Origin of the sequence: Nonomuraea fastidiosa, from assembly GCF_042751225.1 — a bacterium.
GTDB lineage: Bacteria > Actinomycetota > Actinomycetes > Streptosporangiales > Streptosporangiaceae > Nonomuraea > Nonomuraea fastidiosa.
Genome location: NZ_CP170570.1, coordinates 856,191 through 880,038, shown reverse-complemented (window position 1 = coordinate 880,038; position 23,848 = coordinate 856,191). Strand labels below are relative to the sequence as shown.

The 23,848-nt window shown below is 69.9% G+C and carries 24 protein-coding genes and 1 tRNA gene; 14 read left to right on the top strand and 11 right to left on the bottom strand.

The features are described from left to right. Positions 1 to 43: 43 nt before the first annotated feature. The 4 genes from ACFMQL_RS03945 to ACFMQL_RS03930 all read right to left on the bottom strand — a co-directional run bounded on the left by ACFMQL_RS03945 (position 44) and on the right by ACFMQL_RS03930 (position 3,473). Positions 44 to 1,168, bottom strand: coding sequence for a helix-turn-helix domain-containing protein (locus ACFMQL_RS03945; RefSeq protein WP_364067197.1), 1,125 nt, complete (start codon positions 1,166 to 1,168; stop codon positions 44 to 46). A 115-nt stretch (positions 1,169 to 1,283) separates the two neighbouring features. After that, a complete protein-coding gene (locus ACFMQL_RS03940; protein ID WP_364066895.1) occupies positions 1,284 to 1,715 on the bottom strand; it encodes a DUF350 domain-containing protein in 432 nt (143 codons plus the stop codon). A gap of 39 nt (positions 1,716 to 1,754) precedes the next feature. Further along, the gene (locus ACFMQL_RS03935) at positions 1,755 to 2,900 is read right to left on the bottom strand and encodes a glutathionylspermidine synthase family protein (RefSeq protein ID WP_364066893.1); all 1,146 of its coding nucleotides are present in this window, start codon (positions 2,898 to 2,900) and stop codon (positions 1,755 to 1,757) included. Between the two features lie 3 nt (positions 2,901 to 2,903). Continuing rightward, on the bottom strand, positions 2,904 to 3,473 hold the full coding sequence (locus ACFMQL_RS03930; RefSeq protein ID WP_378784607.1) for a hypothetical protein: 570 nt from the start codon (positions 3,471 to 3,473) through the stop codon (positions 2,904 to 2,906). Positions 3,474 to 3,602: 129 nt separating this feature from the next. On the opposite strand from ACFMQL_RS03930, the gene ACFMQL_RS03925 reads away from it, so the two are divergent. The 3 genes from ACFMQL_RS03925 to ACFMQL_RS03915 all read left to right on the top strand — a co-directional run bounded on the left by ACFMQL_RS03925 (position 3,603) and on the right by ACFMQL_RS03915 (position 5,657). Beyond that, a complete protein-coding gene (locus tag ACFMQL_RS03925) occupies positions 3,603 to 3,854 on the top strand; it encodes a hypothetical protein (RefSeq protein ID WP_378784605.1) in 252 nt (83 codons plus the stop codon). After that, a complete protein-coding gene (locus ACFMQL_RS03920; protein ID WP_378784604.1) occupies positions 3,839 to 4,624 on the top strand; it encodes a PHP domain-containing protein in 786 nt (261 codons plus the stop codon). The genes ACFMQL_RS03925 and ACFMQL_RS03920 overlap by 16 nt, the downstream gene beginning before the upstream one ends. Before the next feature lie 304 nt (positions 4,625 to 4,928). Then, the gene (locus tag ACFMQL_RS03915; RefSeq protein ID WP_364066887.1) at positions 4,929 to 5,657 is read left to right on the top strand and encodes a YafY family protein; all 729 of its coding nucleotides are present in this window, start codon (positions 4,929 to 4,931) and stop codon (positions 5,655 to 5,657) included. A 510-nt stretch (positions 5,658 to 6,167) separates the two neighbouring features. On the opposite strand, the gene ACFMQL_RS03910 is transcribed toward ACFMQL_RS03915, so the two are convergent. The 3 genes from ACFMQL_RS03910 to aceE form a co-directional block, all read right to left on the bottom strand. Beyond that, the gene (locus ACFMQL_RS03910) at positions 6,168 to 6,905 is read right to left on the bottom strand and encodes a maleylpyruvate isomerase family mycothiol-dependent enzyme (protein WP_378784603.1); all 738 of its coding nucleotides are present in this window, start codon (positions 6,903 to 6,905) and stop codon (positions 6,168 to 6,170) included. 10 nt (positions 6,906 to 6,915) lie between these two features. Further along, positions 6,916 to 8,436 carry an alpha/beta hydrolase gene (locus tag ACFMQL_RS03905; protein ID WP_378784601.1) on the bottom strand — a complete coding sequence of 507 codons (1,521 nt, stop codon included), beginning with the start codon at positions 8,434 to 8,436 and terminating at the stop codon, positions 6,916 to 6,918. Positions 8,437 to 8,625: 189 nt separating this feature from the next. Then, complete coding sequence (gene aceE, locus ACFMQL_RS03900) at positions 8,626 to 11,373, bottom strand: pyruvate dehydrogenase (acetyl-transferring), homodimeric type (protein WP_364066881.1); 2,748 nt, start codon at positions 11,371 to 11,373, stop codon at positions 8,626 to 8,628. Positions 11,374 to 12,677: 1,304 nt separating this feature from the next. Here aceE and ACFMQL_RS03895 point away from each other — a divergent pair. The 9 genes from ACFMQL_RS03895 to ACFMQL_RS03855 all read left to right on the top strand — a co-directional run bounded on the left by ACFMQL_RS03895 (position 12,678) and on the right by ACFMQL_RS03855 (position 19,087). Beyond that, positions 12,678 to 12,860, top strand: coding sequence for a DUF1918 domain-containing protein (locus ACFMQL_RS03895; RefSeq protein WP_364066879.1), 183 nt, complete (start codon positions 12,678 to 12,680; stop codon positions 12,858 to 12,860). A 9-nt stretch (positions 12,861 to 12,869) separates the two neighbouring features. Then, on the top strand, positions 12,870 to 13,277 hold the full coding sequence (locus ACFMQL_RS03890) for a secondary thiamine-phosphate synthase enzyme YjbQ (RefSeq protein ID WP_378784598.1): 408 nt from the start codon (positions 12,870 to 12,872) through the stop codon (positions 13,275 to 13,277). 117 nt (positions 13,278 to 13,394) lie between these two features. Next, entirely contained in the window at positions 13,395 to 13,826 is a 432-nt protein-coding gene (locus tag ACFMQL_RS03885; protein ID WP_364066875.1) for a DUF3052 domain-containing protein, read from the top strand. 35 nt (positions 13,827 to 13,861) lie between these two features. After that, the gene (locus tag ACFMQL_RS03880; RefSeq protein ID WP_364066873.1) at positions 13,862 to 14,317 is read left to right on the top strand and encodes a peroxiredoxin; all 456 of its coding nucleotides are present in this window, start codon (positions 13,862 to 13,864) and stop codon (positions 14,315 to 14,317) included. Between the two features lie 72 nt (positions 14,318 to 14,389). Beyond that, positions 14,390 to 14,671, top strand: a complete 282-nt coding sequence (locus ACFMQL_RS03875) for a hypothetical protein (RefSeq protein ID WP_378784596.1) — start codon at positions 14,390 to 14,392, stop codon at positions 14,669 to 14,671. 247 nt (positions 14,672 to 14,918) lie between these two features. Next, on the top strand, positions 14,919 to 15,860 hold the full coding sequence (locus tag ACFMQL_RS03870) for an ROK family protein (protein ID WP_364066870.1): 942 nt from the start codon (positions 14,919 to 14,921) through the stop codon (positions 15,858 to 15,860). 17 nt (positions 15,861 to 15,877) lie between these two features. Continuing rightward, positions 15,878 to 15,949, top strand: a tRNA-Val gene (locus ACFMQL_RS03865). 341 nt (positions 15,950 to 16,290) lie between these two features. After that, positions 16,291 to 16,944 (top strand): polysaccharide deacetylase family protein, encoded by a 654-nt coding sequence (locus ACFMQL_RS03860; RefSeq protein WP_378784594.1) that lies wholly within the window; start codon positions 16,291 to 16,293, stop codon positions 16,942 to 16,944. 550 nt (positions 16,945 to 17,494) lie between these two features. After that, positions 17,495 to 19,087 (top strand): TROVE domain-containing protein, encoded by a 1,593-nt coding sequence (locus ACFMQL_RS03855; protein ID WP_378784592.1) that lies wholly within the window; start codon positions 17,495 to 17,497, stop codon positions 19,085 to 19,087. A 3-nt stretch (positions 19,088 to 19,090) separates the two neighbouring features. On the opposite strand, the gene ACFMQL_RS03850 is transcribed toward ACFMQL_RS03855, so the two are convergent. Further along, positions 19,091 to 19,618 (bottom strand): GNAT family N-acetyltransferase, encoded by a 528-nt coding sequence (locus ACFMQL_RS03850; protein ID WP_378784590.1) that lies wholly within the window; start codon positions 19,616 to 19,618, stop codon positions 19,091 to 19,093. 82 nt (positions 19,619 to 19,700) lie between these two features. Here ACFMQL_RS03850 and ACFMQL_RS03845 point away from each other — a divergent pair, with 82 nt between their 5' ends. Beyond that, positions 19,701 to 20,156 carry an NUDIX hydrolase gene (locus tag ACFMQL_RS03845; RefSeq protein ID WP_364066862.1) on the top strand — a complete coding sequence of 152 codons (456 nt, stop codon included), beginning with the start codon at positions 19,701 to 19,703 and terminating at the stop codon, positions 20,154 to 20,156. A 263-nt stretch (positions 20,157 to 20,419) separates the two neighbouring features. On the opposite strand, the gene ACFMQL_RS03840 is transcribed toward ACFMQL_RS03845, so the two are convergent. After that, positions 20,420 to 21,133 carry a LysR substrate-binding domain-containing protein gene (locus ACFMQL_RS03840; RefSeq protein ID WP_364066860.1) on the bottom strand — a complete coding sequence of 238 codons (714 nt, stop codon included), beginning with the start codon at positions 21,131 to 21,133 and terminating at the stop codon, positions 20,420 to 20,422. Between the two features lie 54 nt (positions 21,134 to 21,187). On the opposite strand from ACFMQL_RS03840, the gene ACFMQL_RS03835 reads away from it, so the two are divergent. Then, the gene (locus tag ACFMQL_RS03835; RefSeq protein ID WP_364066858.1) at positions 21,188 to 21,607 is read left to right on the top strand and encodes a DUF5997 family protein; all 420 of its coding nucleotides are present in this window, start codon (positions 21,188 to 21,190) and stop codon (positions 21,605 to 21,607) included. Between the two features lie 81 nt (positions 21,608 to 21,688). Here the strand turns inward: ACFMQL_RS03835 and ACFMQL_RS03830 are convergent, their stop codons facing one another. Then, a complete protein-coding gene (locus ACFMQL_RS03830; protein ID WP_378784588.1) occupies positions 21,689 to 22,351 on the bottom strand; it encodes a 1,4-alpha-glucan branching protein in 663 nt (220 codons plus the stop codon). Positions 22,352 to 22,415: 64 nt separating this feature from the next. Then, a complete protein-coding gene (locus ACFMQL_RS03825) occupies positions 22,416 to 23,657 on the bottom strand; it encodes a glycoside hydrolase family 28 protein (RefSeq protein WP_378790131.1) in 1,242 nt (413 codons plus the stop codon). Positions 23,658 to 23,848 lie beyond the last annotated feature (191 nt).

The following is a 23,848-nucleotide window of genomic DNA, read 5'->3' as shown; positions in this document are numbered from 1 at the left end:
CGGGGTGATTTGTAGGTTCCCTACAGTGGGAGTTTCGGCGGCATTACGTTAGCGATCGCCATGTTTCGGCGTTTTCGGACAGCCTGCCGAGGATGAGACCCACCTGCAGAGTGAACGCCGAGCGGCCCTCGGTCGGCTGGTAGCCGGTCAGCTCGGTGATCTTCTTGAGGCGGTAGCGCACGGTGTTGGGGTGCACGAACAACAGCCGCGCCGTCGCCTCCAGCGAGGTGCCCTGCTCCAGGTACGTCGCCAGCGTGTCGAGCAGCGGCGTGCCGGCCAGCGGCAGATAGACGTTCTCGATGAGCTGCTGCCTGGCGTCGGCGTCGCCGTCGAGCGCCCGTTCGGCCAGCAGGTCTTCGGCGTGCACCGGCCGGGGCGCGTCGGGCCAGCCGCAGGACGCCTTGAGCCCGGCCAGCGCCGCCCTGGCCGACCTGGCGGCGGCGTGCAGGTCGGGCACCTCGGGGCCGATGACGATGGGGCCCACCCCGAACCTGGACACGACCTGCTTGGCGGCGTCGTTGGCGTTGCTCGCGCCGCCCACGATCACGATCAGCCGGTCGGCCTGGACTCCGGCCAGCAGGTCCATGCCGATGCGCCTGCCCTTTTCGCGCAGCCCGTCGATGACCGCGCGCGGGTCGTCGTCGGGCGCGTTGCCGGCGATGACCACCACGGGGGAGGAGGTCCAGCCGAGCGCGGCGGCCCAGGAGTGCAGGCCGTCGTCCACCTCGCCGCGCACGAGCGCGTCGACGATCAGCGCTTCGAGCCGGGCGTCCCACGAGCCCCTGGCCTCGGCCTCGCGCGCGTAGACCTGGGCGGCGGCGAAGGCGACGTCGCGGGTGTAGCGCAGCATCGCCTGCTGGAGCTGGTCCTCGCCGCCGGGTGCGGCCAGCTCGTGGGTGCGCGCCTCGACGACCTCGACGACGACCCTGACGACGTCGACGGTCTGCTGGAGCGAGATGGAGCGCTTGAGCTCGCGCGGCGCCGTACCGAAGAACTCGATGCTGGGTGTGGGACGGTTCTCGCCGGCGTGCTGGAACCATTCGACGAACGCCGCGATGCCGGCCTGGGCCACCAGTCCCACCCACGAGCGGTCCTCCGCGCTGAGCGCGCGGAACCACGGCAGTTGCTCGTCCATGCGCGCCATCGCCGCGGTGCCGAGCGCGCCCATGGCGCGCTCGAGCCTTCGTGTGGTGTCCTCCCGGGTCCGGTCTGTCACGCCTCCTAGAGTGCCAGGTCCCCCCGGATGTCCGGAACGGCGGTCAGCGCCGTACCGGGAGGGCGGTTCAGATGACCGCGACGGCGGTGATCAGGCCGATCGCGACGTGCGTGGTCGCGAGCAGCCGGGCGCCGGGCTGCAGCTCCTGCTCCTTGATGAGCTCGCGGACGGAGATGCCGACGATCTTGTCGAACAGCAGCATCGCCAGCGTCTGGACCACGATGCCGACCAGGCCGTACACCGCCGTGCTCGCCAGGCCCTCCGACAGCCGGCCGCCCGCCGCCCAGATGGAGGCGGCCACGATGAGGCCGATCGCGATCATGGCGGAGGTGGCGAGCAGGGTGGCGTTGGGGTTGCGCTCGGAGCGGATGACCTGGCTGAGCTTGCCCGGCGTGGCCAGGTCGATCACGTAGAAGCCGACGATCATCAGGATGACGCCGACGGCGGCGTACGCGGCGATGATGCCCGAGCCACGGGCGAGGGTCTCAAGGAGGGTCACTGCAGTTCCATTCGAATGAAGGACACGGGTCGGGACAGATCAGTCAGCGATGCGGTGCGGGACGAAGGAGGAGGTGTCGTCGGTGATGTAACCGGTCGTCTCCCTGATGCCGAGCCCGGCCGCCTCGTCGGCGACCACCCAGGCGCCCAGCACCGGCCGCTGCCCTTCGAACTCCGGCAGCGGCTCGAAGGCCTGATGCACGTAGCCTTCGCGGCCGTACATGCCGGGCGTCTCCCGGACGCCGCCCGGGGTCACGATGCGCATCGACGCGCCTTCCCTGCCGAGCAGCGGCTTGGAGATGAACGAGGTCAGCTCGCGCGGCCCGTCGAGGTAGGCGGGCAGCAGGTTGGGATGGCCGGGGTTGAGCTCCCACAGCACGGCCAGCAGCGCCTTGTTGGACAGCAACGCCTTCCACAGCGGCTCGACCCACGTGCCGTAGCGTACGGCGTGCCGCCCGAACTCGTCGGCCAGCATCCACTCCCACGGGTACAGCTTGAACGTCGAGCGCATCACGCGCCCCTCGACGTCCACGAAGCAGCGGTTGAGCGGGTCCCAGCCGATGTCCTCCATGGCGATGGCCACGGTCTCGATGCCCGCCTGCTCGGCCGTCTCCTGCAGGTAGGCCACGGTCATGGCCTCCTCGCCGGTCTCGTCGGCGTTGGTGAAGGCGAAGTGGGTGGGGCCGGGCGGCAGGCGCAGCTCGCGCCAGCGGTCGATGAGCCGCTCGTGCACCGAGTTCCACTGGTCGCCGCCGGGGAAGACGTCCTGCAGCCAGAACCACTGCACCACCGACGACTCCACCAGCGACGTGGGCGTGTCGGCGTTGTACTCCAGCAGCTTGGCCGGGCCGGTGCCGTCGTAGCGCAGGTCGAAGCGGGCGTACAGGTGGTCGTCGCGGCGCTCCCACGAGCGGGCCACCGCCTCCCAGGCCCACTCGGGGATGGCGAAGTCGGCGAAGCGGCCGGTGGCGACCACGTGGTCGGCGGCCTGGAGGCACATCCGGTGCAGCTCCTCGACCTGGCTCTCCAGCTCTTCGACCTCGTCCATGGAGAAGACGTAGTGCACGGACTCGTCCCAGTACGGGCGGCTCAGCCCGGCCGGGTGGGCGGCGCGGTGGTAGGCCAGGCCGTGGCCTTCGATGATCTTCTCCCAGCCGTCCCTGGGAGGGGAGTGCTCGCGGCGCATCGCTCAGCCCCCGGAGCCCCAGCCGCGGCCGCCGAAGCCGCCTCGCTGGATCGACTTGCCGCTCCTGCTGCTGATGATCACGTTGGACGGCTTGAGCGTGGTGCCGTCCATGACCCGGTTGCCGACCCGGCGGCCGCCGTAGTACCAGACGTACGCGCCGTGGGAGCCGCCGTAATAGTGGTGGCGGGTCGAGGTGCCGTCGTCGTCGCAGTAGGAGTCGTCCACCACCACGTAGCCGTCGCCAGCCGGCGTGCTGCCGGGGGTGGCCGTGAGCGGGCTCGGGCTGTCCGTCGGGGTCTGGGTCGGAGTTGAAGTCGGGGTCGGGGTCGGGGAGGCGCTGTCGCTTGCCGAGAGGGAAGCGGACGGGGAGGCGGTCGGTGTCGCGGGGAAGTCGCCGTAGCCGGGTGGCAGGTCGCCGTCCAGCAGGACGCAGTCGGCCGTGACCTGCTCGTCGTCGTCGACCGCCGCGCAGTAACCCACGACCATCACCGACACGACGCCGAGGACGGTCAGTGGGATGACTTTGGACGATTTGCGTGGCGGTTGCTTGGACGCCTTGGACGGCTGTGGCATGAAACTCCTGCTTTCCTGAGCCGATCACACTAGCGGCGGCCCTTACCCCCGATCAATGGCCCCTGGCAGATTTGCCCTGTTCAGGGTTGGTGCTCCCGGTCGCCGCCCTACTGGGGTAGGACTGGACGCATGGATCCCGTCGAGGCCCTGCGCGAGATCGCCTTTCTCCTCGAGCGCGCGGGTGAGCCCCCGTACCGCGTGCGTGCCTTTCGCCGCGCCGCCGCGGTGATCGACGAGCTGTCCCCGCAAGAGCTCGCCCGTCTCACCCGCGACGGCGGGCTCGGTGATCTCCCCGGGATCGGGAAGGTCACCGCTCTTGTGGTCAACGAAAGTGTTAAAGGTCAGGTTCCTACCTATTTGCGGCAATGCGGGCGACCGTAGACGTCCAGCTCGACGAGGAGACCGCGCGGCTGCGGGCGGCGCTCAAGGGCGATCTGCACAGCCACTCCGACTGGTCGGACGGCGGTTCGCCGATCGAGGAGATGGCGCGGGCGGCCATGGCGCTCGGGCACGACTACTGGGCGCTGACCGACCACTCGCCGCGCCTGACCGTGGCCCGGGGGCTGACGGCCGGGCGGCTGGAGCGGCAGCTCGACGAGGTGGCCGCGCTGAACGAGCGGCTCGCGCCGTTCAGGATCCTGACCGGCATCGAGGTGGACGTGAACCCCGACGGCTCGCTCGACCAGGAGCCCGAGCTGCTCGACCGGCTGGACGTGGTGGTCGCCGGCGTGCACTCCAAGCTGCGCATGGGATCCGAGGACATGACCCGCCGCATGGTCACCGCCATCGCCGACCCCCGTGTGGACGTGCTCGGCCACTGCACCGGGCGCATCGTGCAGGCGGGCGGCAAGCGCGGGGCCAAGCGGCCCGAGTCGGAGTTCGAGGCCGAGCTGGTCTTCGAGGCGTGCCGTCAGTTCGGGGTGGCCGTCGAGATCAACTCGCGGCCCGACCGGCTCGATCCGCCCAAGCGGCTGTTGCGGCTGGCGTACGAGATGGGCTGCCTGTTCGCGATCGACTCCGACGCGCACGCGCCGGGGCAGCTCGACTGGCAGCGCTTCGGGTGCGAGCGGGCCGCCAGGTGCGGGATCGAAGCGGACCGCATCGTCAACACCTGGCCGCTCGACCGGCTGCTGGAGTGGACGCGCGCCTGACACGCCCGCCCCCTGGTCACCGCGCCTGACGGACCTCCTGCCGTGCCGCGCGCGTCCGCCTGCCGTGCCGCGCGCGTCCGCCTGCCGGCCCTGCCCGCTGGAGTGGACGCGCCCGTGAGCGGAAGAATCGCCGATCGTCACGTGGTGGAAAGCCGGGCGAGGCGCACCTGCACTCGCGTGAGGTGCCGCGCTCCGCTCGGCCGCCGGCGGAGGCGTGAGACTTCCCTGGCGGCGGGGTTACCTGGGTGTCGCGGGGCCGCCGCGAGGCCCGCGATTGTCGGTGGCGGCGCGTAGCGTTCCGGCTGTGAACCGTACCGACCGGCTCTACGCGCTCGTCGAAGAGCTGCGCGCCATCGCGCCCCGCTGCCGCTCGGCCCGCGAGCTGGCCGAGCGGTTCGAGGTGAGCGTACGCACGATCGAGCGCGACATCACCGCGCTGCAGGAGTCGGGCGTGCCGATCTACGCCGAGCCAGGCCGCAAGGGCGGCTACGCCATCGACAGGAAGGTGTCGCTTCCCCCGCTCAACTTCACGCCCGCCGAGGCCGTCGCCATCGCGGTGGCGCTCAGCAAGGCGGGCGACCAGCCGTTCGGCCGCCAGGCCCGTAGCGCGTTACGCAAGGTGGTGGCCGCCATGCCGGGCCCCGAGGGCGAGCTGGCCAGAGAGCTGGCCCGCCGCGTGCTGCTCGCCAGGCCGCAGTCCGAGCCGGGGGAGGAGATCCGGCCGCTGGGCGGCGAGGGCATCTCCAGGGCCATCGAGGAGGCGCTGCTGCGCCGCCGGGTGCTCAGGCTCGAATACGCCGACGCGAAGGGTGCGCTGACCACGCGCGACGTCGAGCCTGGGGTGTTCCTGGGCGGGCGCGGCGGGTTCTGGTACCTCGTGGGGTGGTGCCGGCTGCGCGACGACGTACGCGTCTTCCGCCTCGACCGCATCGCGTCCGCCACTGTCACCGCCGAGCGCTGTCCCGACCGGCCTTTGGAGGGTTTCGCCACCGATGTGCCAGAGATGGTCGTCCACGGCACCGTGCTCGACTGACAATCCGAGAATTCTTTCGAAAACACCGACATAGGGTTGTCGCCTTCGCCGGTCATCGTGGATCTGTCCGCACCCCCGAGGAGACGACGGCGTCCATGAACCTTCATCTCAGGTGATCATCCGCTCGCCGGTCGGAGAGAGCGCCTTCCCCGCGAGATCCCGGCACGGCGAGCGGGCCGCCCCGCGGCACGGGGCGGGTCACCCATCGCCCTGGACACGCCGCCGATCGCCGAGCGGCGGCGCGTCCAGGGCCCTGCGCCGGCGCCCCCAGCGTCCCCGAGCGTCCCCGAGCGTCCCCGAGCGTCCCCGAGCGTCCCCGAGCGTTCCCGAGCGTTCCCCGGCTTCCCCGAGCGTCCCCCGGCGTACCCGGTGCCCGCCTCCTTGCGCCGGCGTTCCCTGACGTCCCCCCTTCCCGCGCCGGCTTCGGAAGTGGGCGGCCCTGGGCGATCGCTCAAGGGCAGGCCGCCGCCGCTGCGGCCGTCCCTGGGCGGCCGTTCGGCGGCGGTCGTCTTACAAGGAGGCGGCCGACAGCCAGCGGTCGAGCAGGTCGCGGTCGCCGTGCACGGTGACCGCGCCGGGGGAGCGGCGGTTGTAGAGCACGAGCAGCAGGTCGCGGACCGGGCCCCGCAGGGCCACGTCGCCCTTGGCGTGCCCGCGCTCCCACGTGATCTTCCCGGCGGGGCCCTGCGTGATGGTCCACTCGCCGTCGGCGTCGCTCGCGTGGAGGTGGATCGTGGCCCCCTCCACGTCGAGCTCGGCCAGCGGTTTGGTGACCCAGCGGGCCTCCGGCAGGTTGTGCAGGAGCTCCTCGATGCCCTCGATCGCGGTCTCCGCCGGGAACTCCGGCTCGACGCCGAGCGCGATCTCGACGTCCGCCCGGTGCACCAGCAGCTCGAAGAACATCCGGCGCGGCCACCACGAGGCCCGCTTGTCCGGGCCCCACGTCCACACGGTCGTCGACGGGTCGGTGGCGCGCAGCGTCTCCAGCATCTCGGCGGCTCCCGCCGTCAGCCACGCCGCGTCGCCGTGGGCGCCCTCCGGCAGTCCGGTGGGCACCTGAAACGACCAGATCCGCTCTTGCACCTGGTTGCGCAGCACGTGCACCGCCCAGCGGTGCATCTGCCCGACGTGGGTGACCACGTCGCCGACCGTCCAGCCCGGGCAGGTCGGCACCGGGACCGTCAGGTCGTCCGCCAGCGTCGCCAGCCTGGCCGTCTCGGCCTCGATTCGAGCGAGGTAATCAGTCACCGTGCCTACATTAGGCGGCCGGGCACGTCGTTCCCTTCTGCGGCATCTTGCCTTCGATCAGGTACGCGTCCACCAGGCCCTGGACGCACTTGCTGCCCGACAGGTACGCCCCGTGCCCCTCACCCTCGTACGTCACCAGCGTCGCGGTCTTGAGCTGGGCCGTCAGCTTGGGCGCCCACTCGTACGGCGTGGCCGGGTCGCCCTTGCCGCCCACCACCAGGATGGGCGCGGAGCCGGTGGCGTCCACGTGCCGTGCCTCGTCGCTGCCCTTGGCCGGCCAGACCGAGCACAGCCCGCCCGAGCCCTCGCTGCCGAACAGCGGCGAGATCTTCAGCGCCGCCGCCTCGGTGCGCCGCAGCGTCGCCTCGTCGGGACGTTCGGCGGTGTCGACGCAGGTGATGGCGGGGAAGCTGGTCATCTGCGTGGAGTAGTTGCCGTTCGGATCGCGCCCGGTGTAGGAGTCGGCGAGGTAGAGCAGCGCGTCGCCCCGCCCCTTGAGCGCCTCGCCCAGCGCCCGCTCCAGGAACGGCCAGGTCAGCTCCGAGTAGAGCGCGGCGGCCACGCCGGTGGCGGCCAGGCCCTGGGTGAGCGCGCGGCCGCCCACCTGCAGCGGCTTGGTGGTGAGCTGGTTCATCAGCCGGGTGACGTTGGCGTCGGCCTCGGCCTGGGTCTTGCCGACCTCGCAGTTGCCCTCGGCCACGCACGCCTTCAGGAAGCTCTCGTACGCCTTCTGGAAACCGCGCGTCTGGGCGATCGTGCGCTGCTCGAAGGTGACCGTCGGGTCGAGCGGCGCGTCCAGCACCATGCGGCCGACGTTCTTCGGGAACAGCGTGGCGTAGACGCCGCCGAGCTGGGTGCCGTACGACATGCCCACGTAGTTGAGCTTGGCGTCGCCCACGGCCTCGCGGATGCGGTCCATGTCGCGGGCGGCGTTCACGGTGCCGATATGGGGCAGGATCTTGCCGGAGTGCTGCTGGCAGAGGGAGGCGAACTCCTTGTTGACCGCGTCGGCCTCCCGGCGCGTCTCCTCGTTCGCGGGAAGCGTGTCGAGCGAGGTGAACCTGTCCATCTCGGCGCCGTCGCCGCAGCGCACGCCCGAGCTGCGCTCGACGCCGCGCGGGTCGAAGCTGACCAGGTCGTAGTGGGCGCGCAGCGTGGTGAGCGCCTTGGCGGCCTGGTCGAGCGTGTCCACGCCGGACGCCCCAGGCCCGCCGAAGTTGAACACCATCGAGCCCAGCTTCTTCTTGCCCGTGGCGGGCAGTTTGATCAGCGCCAGCTCGATCTTCTCGCCGTCGGGCTTGGCGTAGTCGAGGGGCACCGCGAGCTTGCCGCACCGTACGGACTTGTCCTGGGCGGCCGGAGGCTCGCCGTCGGGACGCTTGATGTCGGTGCACGGACCCCAGGCGATCGAGCCGGACCCGGCGGCGGGCGCGGGGCTGGACCCGTCACGGGTCTCGGAGGCCGGCTGGGCCGGTGCGGTGGAGCAACCTGCGGCCGCCAGGACCAGGGCGGCGGCGATAACGCGACGCATGACGAAACTTCCCCTCACATCTCTTCAGGGGGAAGTAGTGCCCACAATACGGCAACCTGCACCAATGGCCGGTGAAGCGGCACGCACCCCTCCTGAACGTGCCGCCTCACCAGCGCGACGGGGCGGACGGCAGAATATGGCGGCGCTCCCGCGAATCATTTCCCACGGGAGCGCCGGACGACGGATGGCTCAGACGCCCATCGACTGGGTGTCGTTGCTCTCCGCGCCGCCCGCCTCGGTGACGCCGTTCTTGAGGTGGTAGCGGGCGATGGCCTCGCGCAGCACCTCGCCGTCGAGCTCGCCCCGCTTGACCAGGCTGTTCAGCACGGCCAGCGTGATCGAGGCGGCGTCGACGTGGAAGTGGCGGCGCAGCGCCGAGCGCGTGTCGGACAGGCCGAACCCGTCGGTGCCCAGCGAGGTCCAGTCACCCGGCACCCACTGCGCGATCTGGTCCGGCACGGCCTTCATGTAGTCGCTGACGCCCACGAACGGGCCCTGCGCCTCCGACAGCGCCTGCGTGACGTAGGGGACGCGGCGCTCGGCGTCGGGGTTGAGCAGGTTGTGCTCGTCGCACTTGAGCGCCTCGCGGCGCAGCTCCGACCACGACGTCGCCGACCACACCGCGGCCGACACGCCCCAGTCCTCGGCGAGCAGCCGCTGCGCCTCCATCGCCCACGGGCCGGCCACGCCGGAGGCCAGGATGTTGGCCTTGGGCCCCTCGGTCTGCGGGCCGTCGGCGAACTTGTACAGGCCCTTGAGCAGGCCCTGCACGTCGATGCCCGGCGGCTGGGCCGGCTGCAGGTAGGGCTCGTTGTAGACGGTCAGGTAGTAGAAGATGTCCTCCGGCTGGTCGCCGTACATCCTCCTGAGGCCGTCCTTGACGATGTGGGCCAGCTCGAACGCCCATGACGGGTCGTAGATGACGGCCGCCGGGTTGGTCGAGGCGAGCAGTGGCGAGTGGCCGTCCTCGTGCTGCAGGCCCTCGCCGTTGAGCGTGGTGCGGCCTGCGGTGGCGCCCAGCAGGAAGCCGCGGCCCATCTGGTCGCCCATCTGCCACATCATGTCGCCGGTGCGCTGCCAGCCGAACATCGAATAGAAGATGTAGACCGGGATCATGTGCTCGCCGTGCGTGGCGTAGGAGGTGCCGGCCGCGATCGCCGAGGCCATCGAGCCCGACTCGCTGATGCCCTCGTGCAGGATCTGGCCCTGCACGGCCTCCTTGTACGACAGCAGCAGCTCACGGTCGACCGCCTCGTACGTCTGCCCGTGCGGCGAGTAGATCTTCGCCGTCGGGAACATGGCGTCCATGCCGAACGTGCGGGCCTCGTCGGGGATGATCGGCACGAACCGGTGGCCGATCTCCTTGTCGCGCATGAGGTCCTTCAGCAGCCGGACGAACGCCATCGTGGTGGCGACCTGCTGCTTGCCCGAGCCCTTCTGGAAGGTGGAGTAGACGTCGTCGCCGGGCAGCTTGACCGGCTTGGCGCGGACCACCCGCTTGGGCAGCACGCCGCCGAGCGCCGCGCGGCGCTCCTTCATGTACTGGATCTCGGGGTCGTTCTCGCCCGGGTGGAAGTACGGCGGCAGGTCGGCCTCCAGGGCCGAGTCGGGGATCGGCAGGTAGAGCCGGTCCCTGAACTCCTTCAGCTCGGCCTTGGTGAGCTTCTTCATCTGGTGGGTGGCGTTGCGCGCCTCGAAGTCCTTGCCCAGCGTCCAGCCCTTGATGGTCTGGGCGAGGATCACCGTCGGCTGGCCGACGTGCTCGCGGGCCGCCTTGAACGCGGCGTAGACCTTGCGGTAGTCGTGGCCGCCGCGCGACAGCTTGCGGATGTCGTCGTCGGACAGGTGCTCGACCATCTTGCGCAGGCGCGGGTCGGAGCCGAAGAAGTGCTCGCGGATGTAGGCGCCCGACTCGACGGAGTACGTCTGGAACTGGCCGTCGGGCGTGGTGTTCATCTGGTTGACCAGCACGCCGTCCACGTCGGCCGCGAGCAGCGGGTCCCAGTCGCGGCCCCACACGACCTTGATCACGTTCCAGCCGGCGCCGCGGAAGAACGCCTCCAGCTCCTGGATGATCTTGCCGTTGCCGCGTACCGGGCCGTCCAGCCGCTGCAGGTTGCAGTTGATCACGAACGTGAGGTTGTCGAGCTCCTCGCGTGCCGCCAGGCCGATCGCGCCCAGCGACTCGGGCTCGTCCATCTCGCCGTCGCCGAGGAAGGCCCAGACGTGGCTGCGGCTGGTGTCCTTGATCTGGCGGTTGAGCAGGTAGCGGTTGAACCGCGCCTGGTAGATCGCCGCGATCGGGCCAAGACCCATGGAGACCGTGGGGAACTCCCAGAAATCGGGCATCAGCCGCGGGTGCGGGTAGGAAGGCAGCCCGTGGAAGCCGTGCGACAGCTCCTGGCGGAACGCGTCGAGCTGGGCCTCGTTGAGCCGGCCCTCGAGGAAGGCGCGCGCGTAGATGCCGGGGGCCGCGTGACCCTGGAAGAAGACCTGGTCGCCGGACTCGCCGTGGTCCTTGCCGCGGAAGAAGTGGTTGAAGCCCACCTCATAGAGGGACGCGGCGGATGCGTACGTGGCGATGTGGCCGCCGACGTTGGTGCGGGCGTTGGCCCTGGACACCATGACGGCCGCGTTCCAGCGGATGTAGGCGCGGATGCGGCGCTCGATGTGCTCGTCACCCGGGAACCAGGGCTCACGCTCCGGCGGGATCGTGTTGATGTAGTCGGTGCTGCGCAGGCCCGGCACGCCGACCTGGTGCTCGCGGGCCCGCTCCAGCATGCGCAGCATGAGATAGCGGGCTCTGGTGCGGCCTTCGGTCTTGACGACGCTGTCGAGAGACTCGAGCCACTCGTTGGTCTCGCTGGGATCGACATCAGGCAGCTGGCTGGGTAGGCCGTCGCTGATGATCGAGAATCGCTGGCGTCCGGAAGCCACTGGGTCTCGCCTTCCGAGATGGACTGATGTCTGGTCTGGGTCGCCTTCCATCCTGGTCGCTAGCCGGAGAAAACGCATCTCTACTAGCAAGTAACCAGAGTGTCCCTGCTGGCAGGGCAGCCCCTGATGGCCTAGACCACCGATGGTAGGACGAATCGCCACCAAAGGTTACATGTCGCAAGCAATTTAACAAGACCAGAAAACTCACGAAATTTCGCTCGAATCCTGGCTGCTTGCGCGATGTCTCCTCCGTAGTCTTAGCCTCCCCCTAGGGGAGGCTTCTCACGCGTGAGCGGGCGAGTCTATCCGCCCTGCTCGCCGGGGCGCTCCAGGATGGCTTTAAGACGACAACCTCCGACCGGCCCCTACGCCACGAATCCGCCCCTGGCTTTCACGCGGCGAACCCCTCGGTATGGGGGCACCTATCGGTATGGGGACACCTTAGGGAACGGGGCGCCACAAATTCGTCCATAACGGACAGAGCGCGCTCGTCGTCCCGTGCCTCAGACTCCTGTTCCTCGGCCGTTCCTCGGCCCGGTCGGGCGATCGAGGGTGCTCGTGGGCTCTTGGTGCAACGCCCGGCGCCGTCTCGGACGCGGTGCCGGCGCGGCCGGGTGCTCTACGCGTACTACTACAGGTGCTGTACGCGTACTACTAAGGGAGACGCTCCGCGCCTACCGAGGGAGACGCTCCGCCTCCGCCTACTAAGGGGAGGCGCTCCGCGGTTCGCTGAAGGGGCCGAGGGCTCTCCGCCGTCACTTCGATCGCCTTCGCCGCCATCTTGCCGCGCCGCTCCTCAGCATGCCTCCTTAATAAGAAGGTCTCCTTACAAGTCGCCTCGCTCCTGCCAAGGGGCCGGCGGCGGCATGCGTCGGTGATGCGTCCCCCTCGGCGGGTGATCGGTGGGGCGGGCCTGGTCGCTTGGGGCCGCGCTCGGGACCGGCTGAACACGGGGCTATCCGAGTCTGGCGGCATTCGGCCTGGCGGGATTCGAAGCCCGGCATCGAGCCGGCCCGGCACGAATCCGGCCCGGCATCGAGCTGGCCCGGCACCGGACCTGGCACCGGCCGGACCTGGCGCCGACGGGATCTGAAAACGGCCGGGAGCGTAACCTGCCGGGCCTGGAAGTGCTCGAAGGTGTGGGCCGGCGGTACCCAGGCGGGGCACCGCCGGCGGCGAGCGGGCCCAACGCATCCGCCCCTTCTCCGTAACAATTCGGTCATGATTTTCCGTCGCCCTCCAGAAGCGGCAAAACTTAGGAATCTCGCTTTTCATCCGGCATTCCGCGTACCAATGTGAGAGGTATGAATGCGACGGTTGGCGACCGCCTCCTGGTACATGGCAATACCGTTGGTGAAAGGGACAGGAGCGGCGTGATCACGGAGGTCCGGGGGCCGGACGGGGCGCCCCCGTACATCGTGGCCTTCGACGACGGCCACACCGGGATCGTCTTTCCGGGGCCCGATGCCGTGGTGCTGCATCAGTAAGATTCCCGCGTGAGATCTGAAATCATCGCTGTGGCCACCGGTTCCCGGGAGGCGGTGCACGACATCACGGCCCAATGCGCCGATTTCGTGCGGGCTCAGGGCGGCGACGGGTTGCTGCACGTGTTCGTGCCGCACGCAACGGCCGGGGTCGCACTGCTCGAGCTGGGTTCGGGCAGCGACGACGACCTGCTGGCCGCTCTGCGTGATCTGCTGCCCGCCGATGATCGCTGGCGCCATGCCCACGGCTCGCGAGGTCACGGCCGGTCGCACGTCATGCCCGCGTTGATCCCGCCGTACGCCACGATCCCCGTGCTGGGCGGGCGAATGGCGCTCGGCACGTGGCAGTCGGTCGCCTTGATCGACTTGAACGTCGACAACCCGCAACGCCAGGTTCGCCTGTCGTTTTTGTCTGATTGATTCCGGCCGACCAGGGCCGTACCCGTGGCGACCGTTGACGACTGAGGGTCACAGCGTGTGGACTGTGCCGAAGCGATAAACCGCATAAGCGGGGCCACTCAAGCAGGAGGGATAAACGTGAGCGCGACCGCGGGTCAGGCGCAGGGCGAGCGCGGCCTGGCCGAACGGCTCGGCCTCAAGCCGGGTCAGGTGGTGCAGGAGATCGGTTGGGACGAGGACGTCGACGACGAGCTTCGCGAATCCATCGAAGACCTGACCGGCAACGAGCTGCTGGATGAGGACGCTGATGAAGTCGTCGACGTGGTGCTGCTGTGGTGGCGTGACGGTGACGGCGACCTCTTCGACGCTCTGACCAACGCCATGCGAGCACTCGCCGACGGCGGCCAGATCTGGCTGCTGACTCCCAAGGCCGGGCGCGAAGGCCACGTGGAGCCGAGCGACATCGGGGAGGATGCCGCCACCGCGGGTCTCTCGCAGACCAGCAGCATCTCCGCCGCGGCCGACTGGTCCGGGACCAGGCTCGTCCCGCCGAAGGGCAGCCGCCGATAGGGGCCGCAGCGCCTGCCGTACGGCAGGATGGACCTGTGAACGCACATCCTGCCGAGGTCGGCGCCCAAGCTCCTGATTTCGAGCTACAGGACCAGCACGGCACCCCGGTGAGCCTGCGACAGTTCCGGGGCGAGAAGGTCGTGCTGGTCTTCTACCCGCTGGCGTTCAGCGGGATATGCGGCAGCGAGCTGTCCGCTCTGCGCGATCAGCCCATCGAGGGCGCGCGGTTGCTGACCGTGTCCGTGGACTCGGTCTTCGCACTCCGCGCGTGGGCTGATCGCGAGGGCTACGCGTTCCCCCTGCTCTCTGATTTCTGGCCACATGGACAGGTCGCTCAGGCGTACGGTGTGTTCGATGAAGAGAAGGGCGTCGCCCGCCGGGGGACCTTCATCCTCGACGGCGAGGGCGTGATCCGGTGGTCGGTGGTCAATCCGATCTCCGAGGCGCGTGACATCGCCGACTATGTCAAGGCACTCGCCGACATCACTTGACGTTCAAGGACATCGCCGACTTCGGAGGATACGATGCCCTGCTTCCGGTGCGGGGCCCGGCAGACGGACCCGGTGCGCGGAGTGAGCCCGTGGCAGCGCGGGGTGCGCAACGATTCCCAGGTGCTCATCTGCCCGGACTGTCAGCGGCTGCACGACCTCGACCTCGACTCCTGCGCGACGTGCGGGTCCACGGCGCTGTTCTGCCGGCTGGGCGAGGTCGAGTGCAGGGGCTGCGGGGCCGTGTGGATGGCCCGCTCGTCCGCGGGCCCGATCGACCCGGCCGCCGTCGCCGCGCCGCCCGGGCTGTCGGCTGAGGTGGAGGCCGCGCTCAACCGCGTCCTCGGGCGGGCCTGAAGGGCCCTGTACGGTCCCCGGGGCGCCCGTTCGGCTCCCTCGCTCCTCACAGCGGTTTGCGGGGCTCTGTGATGCTTTGGGACCTCGTGGGCACGTACGTGCGGTTGAGCCGAGGAGGCAGGGCAGGCCGGCGAAGTGCTGATCGGCATCCCCGTTCACCTGCCGATCTCGCCGATCTTGTCTCTGGGGCCGGACACCCTTTCCAGACATTTGCTGAGCTGCGCTATCGTCTCCTTCCGTGTCCGCAATGAGTTCGTTCGTCGTCGCGCTTGACGTCGGTGGCACGTCCATGAAGGGCGGCCTGGTCAGCGAGTCCGGCGCGGTGCTGCTGAGCGAGCGGCGCCCCACCCCTCGGAGCGAGGGACCGGAGGCGGTCGTGGCCGCGATCTCCGACTTCATCAGCCACCTGGCCGCCTCGGGCGACGGCATCCCCGCCGGCGTCGGGCTGGCGGTACCCGGGCTGGTGACCGAGGACACCGCCGTGTACGCGACGAACCTCGGGTGGCGCGACGTCCCCGCCACGGACTTCACCACCCTGGACATCCCGGTCATGCTCGGGCACGACGTCCGCACCGGGGGCCTGGCGGAGAGCATCCTCGGCGCGGGCCGCGGCGTGTCGGACTTCCTCTTCCTTCCCATCGGCACGGGCATCGCCGGCGCCTCGATCATCCGCGGCGAGGCGTACGGCGGCGCCGCCGGCTGGGCGGGCGAGATCGGCCACACCCCCGTCTTCCCCGACGGCGAGCAGTGCGCGTGCGGGCAGTTCGGCTGCCTGGAGACGTACGCGTCGGCGGCCTCCGTCGGACGCCGCTACAGCCAGCGGGCCGGCGTCGAGGGCGTCAAGGCCGAGCAGGTGGTCTCCTCCGACGACCCCATCGCCATCGAGGTCTGGGACGAGGCCGTGGAAGCGCTGTCGCTGGCGCTGGCCACGTACACGCTGCTGCTGGACCCGTCCCTCATCATCCTGGGCGGCGGTCTCGCCGAGGCCGGTCCCGCCCTGTTCGATCCCGTACGCACGCGCCTGGTCAAGCGCCTGGCCTTCCGCGAGGCGCCCCCGCTCGTACCCGCCGCGCTCGGCGTCGACGCGGGCATGCTCGGCGCCGCCCTCCTCGGCTGGCGCGCCGCCGGCCGCCCCGAGCTGGGACCCGGGTGGGTGGTGGATGTGCGATCGGGCCCGTTGGTGTCGTAAGGTGTAGTGCCGATCAGGGGCGGTTAGCTCAGCGGTAGAGCACTCGCCTTACAAGCGAGGGGTCACTGGTTCGAACCCAGTACCGCCCACCTGCGACATCAGCCCCGTCTCCACTTAAGGAAACGGGGCTTCGTGCCATGAGCGTGCCATCAGGCTCCGGCGTCGCCGGTGATCTTCGCGTTCATCGCATCTCGCGGCTCCATGCGTGATCATGGGCCGGATCCGGTGCCGGGGTGGACCGTCTCGGTGACGGCTGTGGCGGAGTGGTCCGCCAGGCGTGAGATGCCCCCGGAGGGGAGAAAGCGGGCGGTTACCGGACTTCCCCTGCCTTCTGGTTCCATGATCGTCCATGAACGCAGCCCGAACGACCGTCCGGAGAAGGTGGCTCAAGCTTCTCACGGCCCTTCTCGCCATCCTCCTCCTCGGGTCGATGGGCCTGTACGAGCTGATGAACGCCCGGACCTTCCAACTTGCGGGAGACCTGACCGACCGCGTGGCGACCGGTGAGAAGGTCGTCGCCCTGACCTTCGACGACGGCCCTGACGAGCACACCCCCGAGATCATCGACGTCCTCGCCGAGCAGCGCGTTCGCGCGACGTTCTTCGTCGTCGGCTCTCAGGTCGAGGCCCGGCCGCAGGACGCGCGGGCGCTGGTCGCCGCAGGCCACCAGCTCGCCAATCACACCTACAACCATCGGCGAATGGTCTTCGTTTCCCCCGCCACGGTGGCGAGTGAAATCGAACGCACCGATGCGGCCATCCGGAGGGCCGGGCAGCGCGGCGAGATTCTGTTCCGCCCGCCGACCGGCAAGAAATTGCTGGTGCTACCGCTGTATCTGGCCGGCAACCAGAGGCGCACGGTGATGTGGGATGTGGAGCCGGATTCGGGTAAGACTCCGACCGCCACCGAGATCGTCACGGCTGTGCGCAAGGAGACGAAGCCAGGATCGATCATCTTGCTCCACCCCTGGTACGCCGGCGGGCGGAACACTCGCGAAGCCATCAAGGGCCTGATCACCGGCCTTCGTGAGGACGGATACCGATTCGTCACGGTCTCAGAGCTGCTCGCCTTGCGAGATCGTTGACATGGGTCCTGCCCTTGTCTCATTGCGTTAGGCCGCTGCTTCGAACCCGGTACCGCCGCCCGGTCCGGAACTCATGTCGTCCGGTACGTTCCGCGTTGCTCCCGCCAGTGCCGCGACCACCGGTGGCGCTGCCGGCGTCGCGGCGCGAGGCACCGGCGAAAATGAGAAGCGCTCGTGAAGGGCGTTCGCTAATCTGACGGTGGCATAAGGCGGAAAGCGCTTCGAAGATACCTTCAAACCGCTTCAGCGGCAGCTTTCCGTCTTTGCGTCCCCCAATTGAACAGCACCTTCCCGGTGCGACGATCGATGCGGTTTCGCTGTATGAAGCCGCCGCCGTCAGTTTCTCGGGAGGGATAAGATGCCGGAGAACGTGCCCGGTGCGAAGGCGAGGAATGCTTCGTTAAGGTGCCGGAGAAATCCGGTTCCCTGACCCGGGTCTCGTCGGCTCGGCCGGCGGATCCTGGCTTATAGCCCTTCGCCGCTTGGATCTCGGGCACGTTCTCCTGAACGGATCCCTCCCGGTCTAAGTCCGAGGAGGATCCGTCGTCTCATGGCGAAGTTCAACCACGCCGCGCGCACGGCCGCGACGTCTCCGGTCGTCACGGAGCGGACGCCGTCCGTGCGCACGTACGAGGGCGCTCCCGGCTACGTACGCGACGCCAAGAGCGAGCTCTTCCTCCTCGCGGTCACTCACATGGTCGGCGAGCCCACCATGTACGAACGGCCCAGGAAGCGCGACCGGCGGTTCCGGAGGCTCGTTCACCAGGTGGCGGTCGAGGACGGCGAGTGGCTGGCCAGGTTCCTGCCGTGGCTGCGTACCGAGGCGAACATGCGTTCCGCTCCGGTCGTCGCCGCGCTCGAAGCGGTCAGGGCGCGGCTCGACGCGGGGCTGCACGGACTGAACCGGCAGCTCGTCGACGGCGTGCTCCAGCGCGCCGACGAGCCGGGCGAGGCGCTCGCCTACTGGACGTCCAGGTACGGACGATCCATCCCGAAACCGGTCAAGCGCGGCATCGCCGACGCCATCCGTCGTCTCTACAACGAGCGGAGCTTGCTCAAGTACGACACCGCCTCCAAGGGCTACCGCTTCGGCGACGTCATCGACCTCGTCCACCCGTCCCCGCACCCGGACAAGCCGTGGCAGGGCGACCTCTTCAAGTACGCGCTCGACCGGCGCCACAGACGCCGTAACGGCATCCCCGAGCGGCTGTCGGTGCTGCGCCGGCGCGCGCACCTGATGGCGCTGCCGGTCGCCGAGCGGCGCGCCGTGCTCACCGGCGACGATCCCGAAGAGGTGGCGGCGAGGCTCGCCGGGGCGGGCATGACCTGGGAGGCGCTCGCCGGATGGCTCCAGGGGCCCATGGACGCCGCGGCGTGGGAGGCCGTCATCCCGAGCATGGGGTACATGGCCCTGCTGCGGAACCTGCGCAACTTCGACCAGGCGGGCGTCGGCGACGCCGCGGCCGAGAAGGTCATGGCCAAGCTCGCGGACCCGGACGAGGTGGCCAGTTCGCGGCAGCTCCCGCTCCGGTTCTACTCCGCTTACGTGGCGGCGTCGTCCCGGTGGCGGCCTGCGCTGGAGCGGGCGCTCGCCCTCGCGACCTCGTGCATGCCGTCGTTCCCTGGCAGGACGCTCGTCCTCGTCGACACGTCCGGGTCCATGACGTGGCTTCGGATATCGGCGCGTTCTACGGTCTTGCCGGTGCAGACGGCGGCGCTGTTCGGCGCCGTCCTCGCCGCCCGGGGCGACCAGGTGGACCTGTACGGCTTCGCCGACGGCGTCTTCAAGCACCGGGTCCGGCCGGGCGGCTCGGTACTGGAGGAGGTGCAGGCGTTCTGCGAGCGGATCGGCGAGGTCGGTCATGGAACGCGCATCGCCGATGCGGTGCGGGCGACGTACCGGGGGCATGATCGCGTCGTCATCCTGTCGGACATGCAGGCCATGATCGGGTTTGCGAGCGACGGCGTCATGGACTCGGCGCCGGGCGACGTCCCGATGTACGGCTTCAACGTGCTCGGCTACAAGACCGCCGCGATGGCGACAGGGCGGGCTGACCGGCACGAGTTCGGCGGCTTCTCCGACGTCGCGTTCAGGCTGATCCCGCTGCTGGAGGCCGGGAAGAGCGCCGACTGGCCGTTCTGAGCCTCACGGGCTCGTGGTCGGGACCCAGTAGCGGCGCTTGCGTTCGGTGATGCCGATGAGCCGCCCGCCGTTGGCCTCGATGACCCGGCGTGAGGCGACGTTGGTCAGGTCGCACATGATCAGGGCCCGGTCGATGCCCAGCGAGCGGGCGATCGGCAGCGCGGCGGCCAGCATGGCCGTCGCGTGGCCCTGGCGGCGGGCGCTGGGGCGGACGTCGTAGCCGATGTGCCCGCCCTGCTCCTCCAGGGCGGGGGTCAGGCGGTGGCGGATGGCCAGGCGGCCGAGGAACCGGTCGCCCTCGGCCCACCAGAGGGTGGTCATCGGTACGAAGCCCGGCCGCACCCCCTCCTGGGAGCGCTCGTTGAGCACCCGCGTGACGTACGCCTGGAAGGCCGCCGGGCTCGTCAGGGCCTGCGGATCGACGTCCTCGACGAACCACGGCACGGGAAAGTCGCGGTCGGCGCGGAACTCCGCCATCGCGTCCCGGAAGGACGGCAGCAACGCGGGGTCCGGGTCGATCAGCTTCGGCATGGCGACCATGGTGCCCGCGACAGGGCGCGACGCCAAGTCTCACCTCCGGGAGGCGGGCCGCCTCGGGCCGTAAGGTCGTGTTGTGGATGATCAGAGGGCCCAGGCTCACGCTGCCGCTGGAGCGCTGTTCTTCGACGACGTCGGCCGGTTGCTGCTGGTCACGCCTACGTACAAGTCCTCTCTGGACATACCGGGCGGGTACGTCGAGCCGGGGGAGACCCCGCACGAGGCGTGCGTCCGTGAGGTACGGGAGGAGCTGGGCATCCAGCCGGCCATTGGGCGCCTTCTCGTGGCCGACTGGGCGCCGGACTCCAGGGACGGCGACAAGGTGCTGTTCGTGTTCGACGGCGGGGTGCTGAGCGACGAGCTGCTCGGGCGGATCACGTTCGCGGACGGCGAGCTGAGCGCGTACGCGTTCCACCCCGTCGAGGAGCTGGACGAGCTGCTGATCGAGCGGCTCGCCCTCCGGCTCAAGGCCGCCGTCACCGCGTACGAGCGCGGCGAAACCGCCTATCTCGAACACGGCAGGCCGGTCTAGATGGCGGCAGGAGACCCACGCGTGGTTCCACGCGCACCTGATCGACCCGAATGACGTCGATCCCCGCGTCTACGATTGCGAGCTGAACCTGCAGGCCATGGCCTGGTTCAAGCGGGAGGCCACGCACTCACTCGAGCGGGTGCCCGGTTATCTCGCGATCCTCGCCAGGCACGGGGTGGAGTGCGTGCGGGTCAGAGGGACGATCCGGGCAGGGTGATCTACGAGGACCCCCATCAGATCGTCGCCGTCCCGTACGGCGGGAGTTAGCGGCGCCGGCCCCGGCGGTTGCGTGGGGGAGAGGTGCGGCGGGCGGTGCTCTTCTGCGCGGGCTTTCTGGATGTGCGGGGCTTCTCCGCCGGTGCGGTGGCGGCGGGGGTGCGGCCGCGGTGGCTGTTGACGGTCCGGCCGCGGACGATGCCGATGAAATCTTCCATCAGGTCCGTGGTGGCGTCGGCGAGCCAGGCGAGCCCGATCTGCGACTGCGGCGCGTCCGTCACCGGCCGGTACGTGAGGTCCTTGCGGTGGTAGAGCCGGGCCAGTGACTGGGGGACGAGCACGAGCCCCGCGCCGGAGGCCACCAGCGGGATGGTCTCGGCCGTGGTGTCCGGGCGGGTGAAGGCGGGCAGGCCGGGGCGTTCCGTCCACTCCAGGGCGTCGTCGAGCGGGTGGAAGATCTCCTCGTCGGCCAGGTCGGCCAGCGTCACCTCGTCGGCGGCGGTCACCACATGGTCCTTGGGCACCACGACCACCGTCGTCTCGATGTAGAGGGGGATGACGTTGAGCCCGTCGCGGTCGATCGGCAGCCGGACGAACCCGGCGTCGGCCCCGCCCTCGCGCAACAGCGACAGCACCTCGGGGGTGGGCGCCATGACCAGGGTGATCGGCACGTCGGGCTGCCGCTCGGTCCACACCCTGGCCCACTTCGCGGGGGTCACGCCGGGCGCGTACGCCAGCCGGAACGTCTCACCATCGGTCACCGCCACAGCGTACCGATGTCAGCGAACCCGCCCCGACTGGCTACGCTTGGCGACATGACCTCGTCCAAACCGAAGAGCATCCAGACGATGAAGCCCGAGACGGCGGCCAAGAAGCTGGGCGTGCTCTTCTCGGCGACCCCTGCCGAGTTCCGCGCGGGCGTCGTCTCCAGGGACGAGCTCAACGCGATGCAGAAAGAGCCGCCCGCCTGGCTCACCGAGCTGCGCCGCAACGGCCCGCACCCCAAGCAGGTCGTGGCCGCCAAGCTCGGCGTCTCCATCTCGGGCCTGGCCAGGGCCGGCATCACCGAGCCGCTCACCACCGCCGAGATCGAGCAGATCAAGGCGGAGCAGCCGGAGTGGCTGGAACGCGAGCGCTCCGTCTACGCCGAGGCCCGCAAGGAAGCCGCCCGCCTCAAGCAGCAGAAGCAGGACAAGCAGGACTATCAGGAGAAGCGGGAAAGGCGGCAGCGTTAGCCTGCCGCCCCGAGCGCTCCCGCCCCCACTCCCGCCGTCTTCAGGCCGCGCTTCTCGCTTGAGGCCGTGAGTCCCGGCGGCTCAGGTGTGCGGGTGGACGGTGACGAAGATGCCGCGCACCTGGGTGCCGTCCGGGTCGTCCCAGACGCCGGAGACGTGCCCGATCGCGTCCTTCGGGAGCGGCGCGGCGACCTGAAGGACCCGGTGCAGGCGCAGGGTCGTGCCGGGCGGGCCGGGCAGCGTTGTGCCCTCGGCGTCATCGGCGTCATCGGCACTGTCGGCGGTGCCGCGCGCCGCCGTCCCCTGCGCCGCGGGGGCGGTGTAGGCGCGGGTGACCGTGGGGTCGGGGGTGTCGCTGACGTTCTGGGCCTGGGCCTGGACGCGTCCCGCCACGAACGCGGTGAGCTGGGTGATCAGGACGGGGTCGTGGCAGCCGTCGTAGATCCAGCGCCGTCCCAGCACCCCGTGCTCGGCGGTACCGAGCAGCGCGTGCTCGGCGCCGTCCAGCGCGGCTCCCCGATACGTCAGCGGCACCAGGTACGTCGTCGCCGCACCGCCCGACACATCGTTGAGCACCATGAACTCGATGCCGACCTCTCCCTCGGGGTCGTCGAGCCGGAAACCGCCCGCCCTGACCAGCTCGGGCCGAGCCGGGCCGCCGCGGTACCACGGCCGGGTGGGCAGCCAGGGCGTGAGCAGCTCCAGCTTGGTCGGCTTCATCGTCGTGCGGTGGATGACGGCCATACCGGGAGATCCCTCTCGTCGAGCGGACACGGACCTCCCGGATTGTACGGATGCATCCCCGGTGTCAGACCGTCATGGGCTCGCCGTTGGCGATGACGTTCTTGAGCACGAGGTTCTCGACGTTCTCGATGACGTTCGGGGTGGCGGTGGTGCCGAAGTCCACGTCGGTGAGCGTGACGTCGCGGATGGGCGCGTCCGGGTAGCCGCGCAGGTTGAGCGCGCGTTCGGCGGTCCCCACGGTGACGTCCCTGACGTCGATCCCGCGTACGGACGGGTTGAACCCGTGCCCGGGCCCCTCCTCGTAGAAGAAGTTCACGTCGATCACCGAGCCGCCGACCTGGCCGATCTCCAGGTCCCTGGCGTGGAAGCCCTCGATGAAGCCGCCGCGCACGGAGTTCGTCTTGAACCGCAGCGCGATGTCGAGGTTGGGGCTGGACATCGCGCAGTCCCTGATGAACACCTCGCGCACGCCGCCGGACATCTCGCTGCCGATCGTCATGCCGCCGTGCCCGTCGCGCATGGTGCACTTCTCGACCAGGATGTGCTCGCTCGGCACGTTGACCCGGCGGCCGTCGGCGTTGCGGCCCGACTTGATCGCGATGCAGTCGTCGCCCGTGTCGAACGTGCAGCCGCGGATCACCACCATGCGGCTCGACTCGGGGTTGCAGCCGTCGTTGTTGGGGCCGTGAGAGACGACGGTGACGTTCTGGACGAGGACGTTCTCCGACAGCGTCGGGTGGATCTCCCACATGGGCGAGTTGACGATGGTGACGCCCTCGATGAGCACGTTGCGGCACCGGTACGGCTCGATGAAGGACGGCCGCAGATAGCCGCCCTCACCGTAGCGGCGCCGGGCCACCGGCACACCCCCCTCGGCTTGGGCGAACAGCGCGGCGCGCGCTGCTGACTGCTCGGGTTCGCCCGGGTCCCAGCCGTGGTCGCGCTGCCCCTTCCACGGCCACCAGTGGTCGTTGCCGGCCCGACCGTCCAGCGTGCCTGAGCCGGTCACCGCGATGTCGCTGCGGCCGTAGGCGTAGATGAGCGGCGAGTAGTTGAACAGCTCGACGCCCTCGAACCGGGTCAGCACCAGCGGCAGGTACGCCCCCGGGTCGGTGCTGAACAGCAGCGTCGCACCCTCCTTGACGTGCAGGTCCACCCGGTCGAGCAGGTGGATGGGGCCGGTGAGGTAGCGGCCTTCCGGCACGTCCACATGGCCGCCGCCCGCCTCGTGGCAGGCCCTGATCGCGGCGCGGATGGCGGCGGTGCAGTCGGTCGTGCCGTCGCCGCGCGCGCCGAAACGGGTGATGTCGAAGCGGCGGTGCGGGAAGACCGGCGGGCGGACGCGGGCGGCGATGCGGTTGGCACGGGCCCAGGGTGCTCCCGGGTGCGCGGTCGACGCGCCGGCGGAGGACTCGCGGGCGAGGGCGGCTCGGGGGTGAGAATCGGAACGGCGGCGGACATCGCCAGGGCACGCATGGCGGCACGGCGGCTCAGCAC

Coding starts and splice junctions, on each gene's coding strand:
- ACFMQL_RS03945 (WP_364067197.1), bottom strand. CDS start 1,168: ATGGGCGCGCTCGGCACCGCGGCGATGGCGCGCATGGACGAGCAACTG.
- ACFMQL_RS03935 (WP_364066893.1), bottom strand. CDS start 2,900: ATGCGCCGCGAGCACTCCCCTCCCAGGGACGGCTGGGAGAAGATCATC.
- ACFMQL_RS03930 (WP_378784607.1), bottom strand. CDS start 3,473: ATGCCACAGCCGTCCAAGGCGTCCAAGCAACCGCCACGCAAATCGTCC.
- ACFMQL_RS03925 (WP_378784605.1), top strand. CDS start 3,603: ATGGATCCCGTCGAGGCCCTGCGCGAGATCGCCTTTCTCCTCGAGCGC.
- ACFMQL_RS03920 (WP_378784604.1), top strand. CDS start 3,839: ATGCGGGCGACCGTAGACGTCCAGCTCGACGAGGAGACCGCGCGGCTG.
- ACFMQL_RS03905 (WP_378784601.1), bottom strand. CDS start 8,436: ATGCGTCGCGTTATCGCCGCCGCCCTGGTCCTGGCGGCCGCAGGTTGC.
- ACFMQL_RS03895 (WP_364066879.1), top strand. CDS start 12,678: ATGAATGCGACGGTTGGCGACCGCCTCCTGGTACATGGCAATACCGTT.
- ACFMQL_RS03870 (WP_364066870.1), top strand. CDS start 14,919: ATGAGTTCGTTCGTCGTCGCGCTTGACGTCGGTGGCACGTCCATGAAG.
- ACFMQL_RS03860 (WP_378784594.1), top strand. CDS start 16,291: ATGGGCCTGTACGAGCTGATGAACGCCCGGACCTTCCAACTTGCGGGA.
- ACFMQL_RS03855 (WP_378784592.1), top strand. CDS start 17,495: ATGGCGAAGTTCAACCACGCCGCGCGCACGGCCGCGACGTCTCCGGTC.
- ACFMQL_RS03850 (WP_378784590.1), bottom strand. CDS start 19,618: ATGCCGAAGCTGATCGACCCGGACCCCGCGTTGCTGCCGTCCTTCCGG.
- ACFMQL_RS03835 (WP_364066858.1), top strand. CDS start 21,188: ATGACCTCGTCCAAACCGAAGAGCATCCAGACGATGAAGCCCGAGACG.
- ACFMQL_RS03830 (WP_378784588.1), bottom strand. CDS start 22,351: ATGGCCGTCATCCACCGCACGACGATGAAGCCGACCAAGCTGGAGCTG.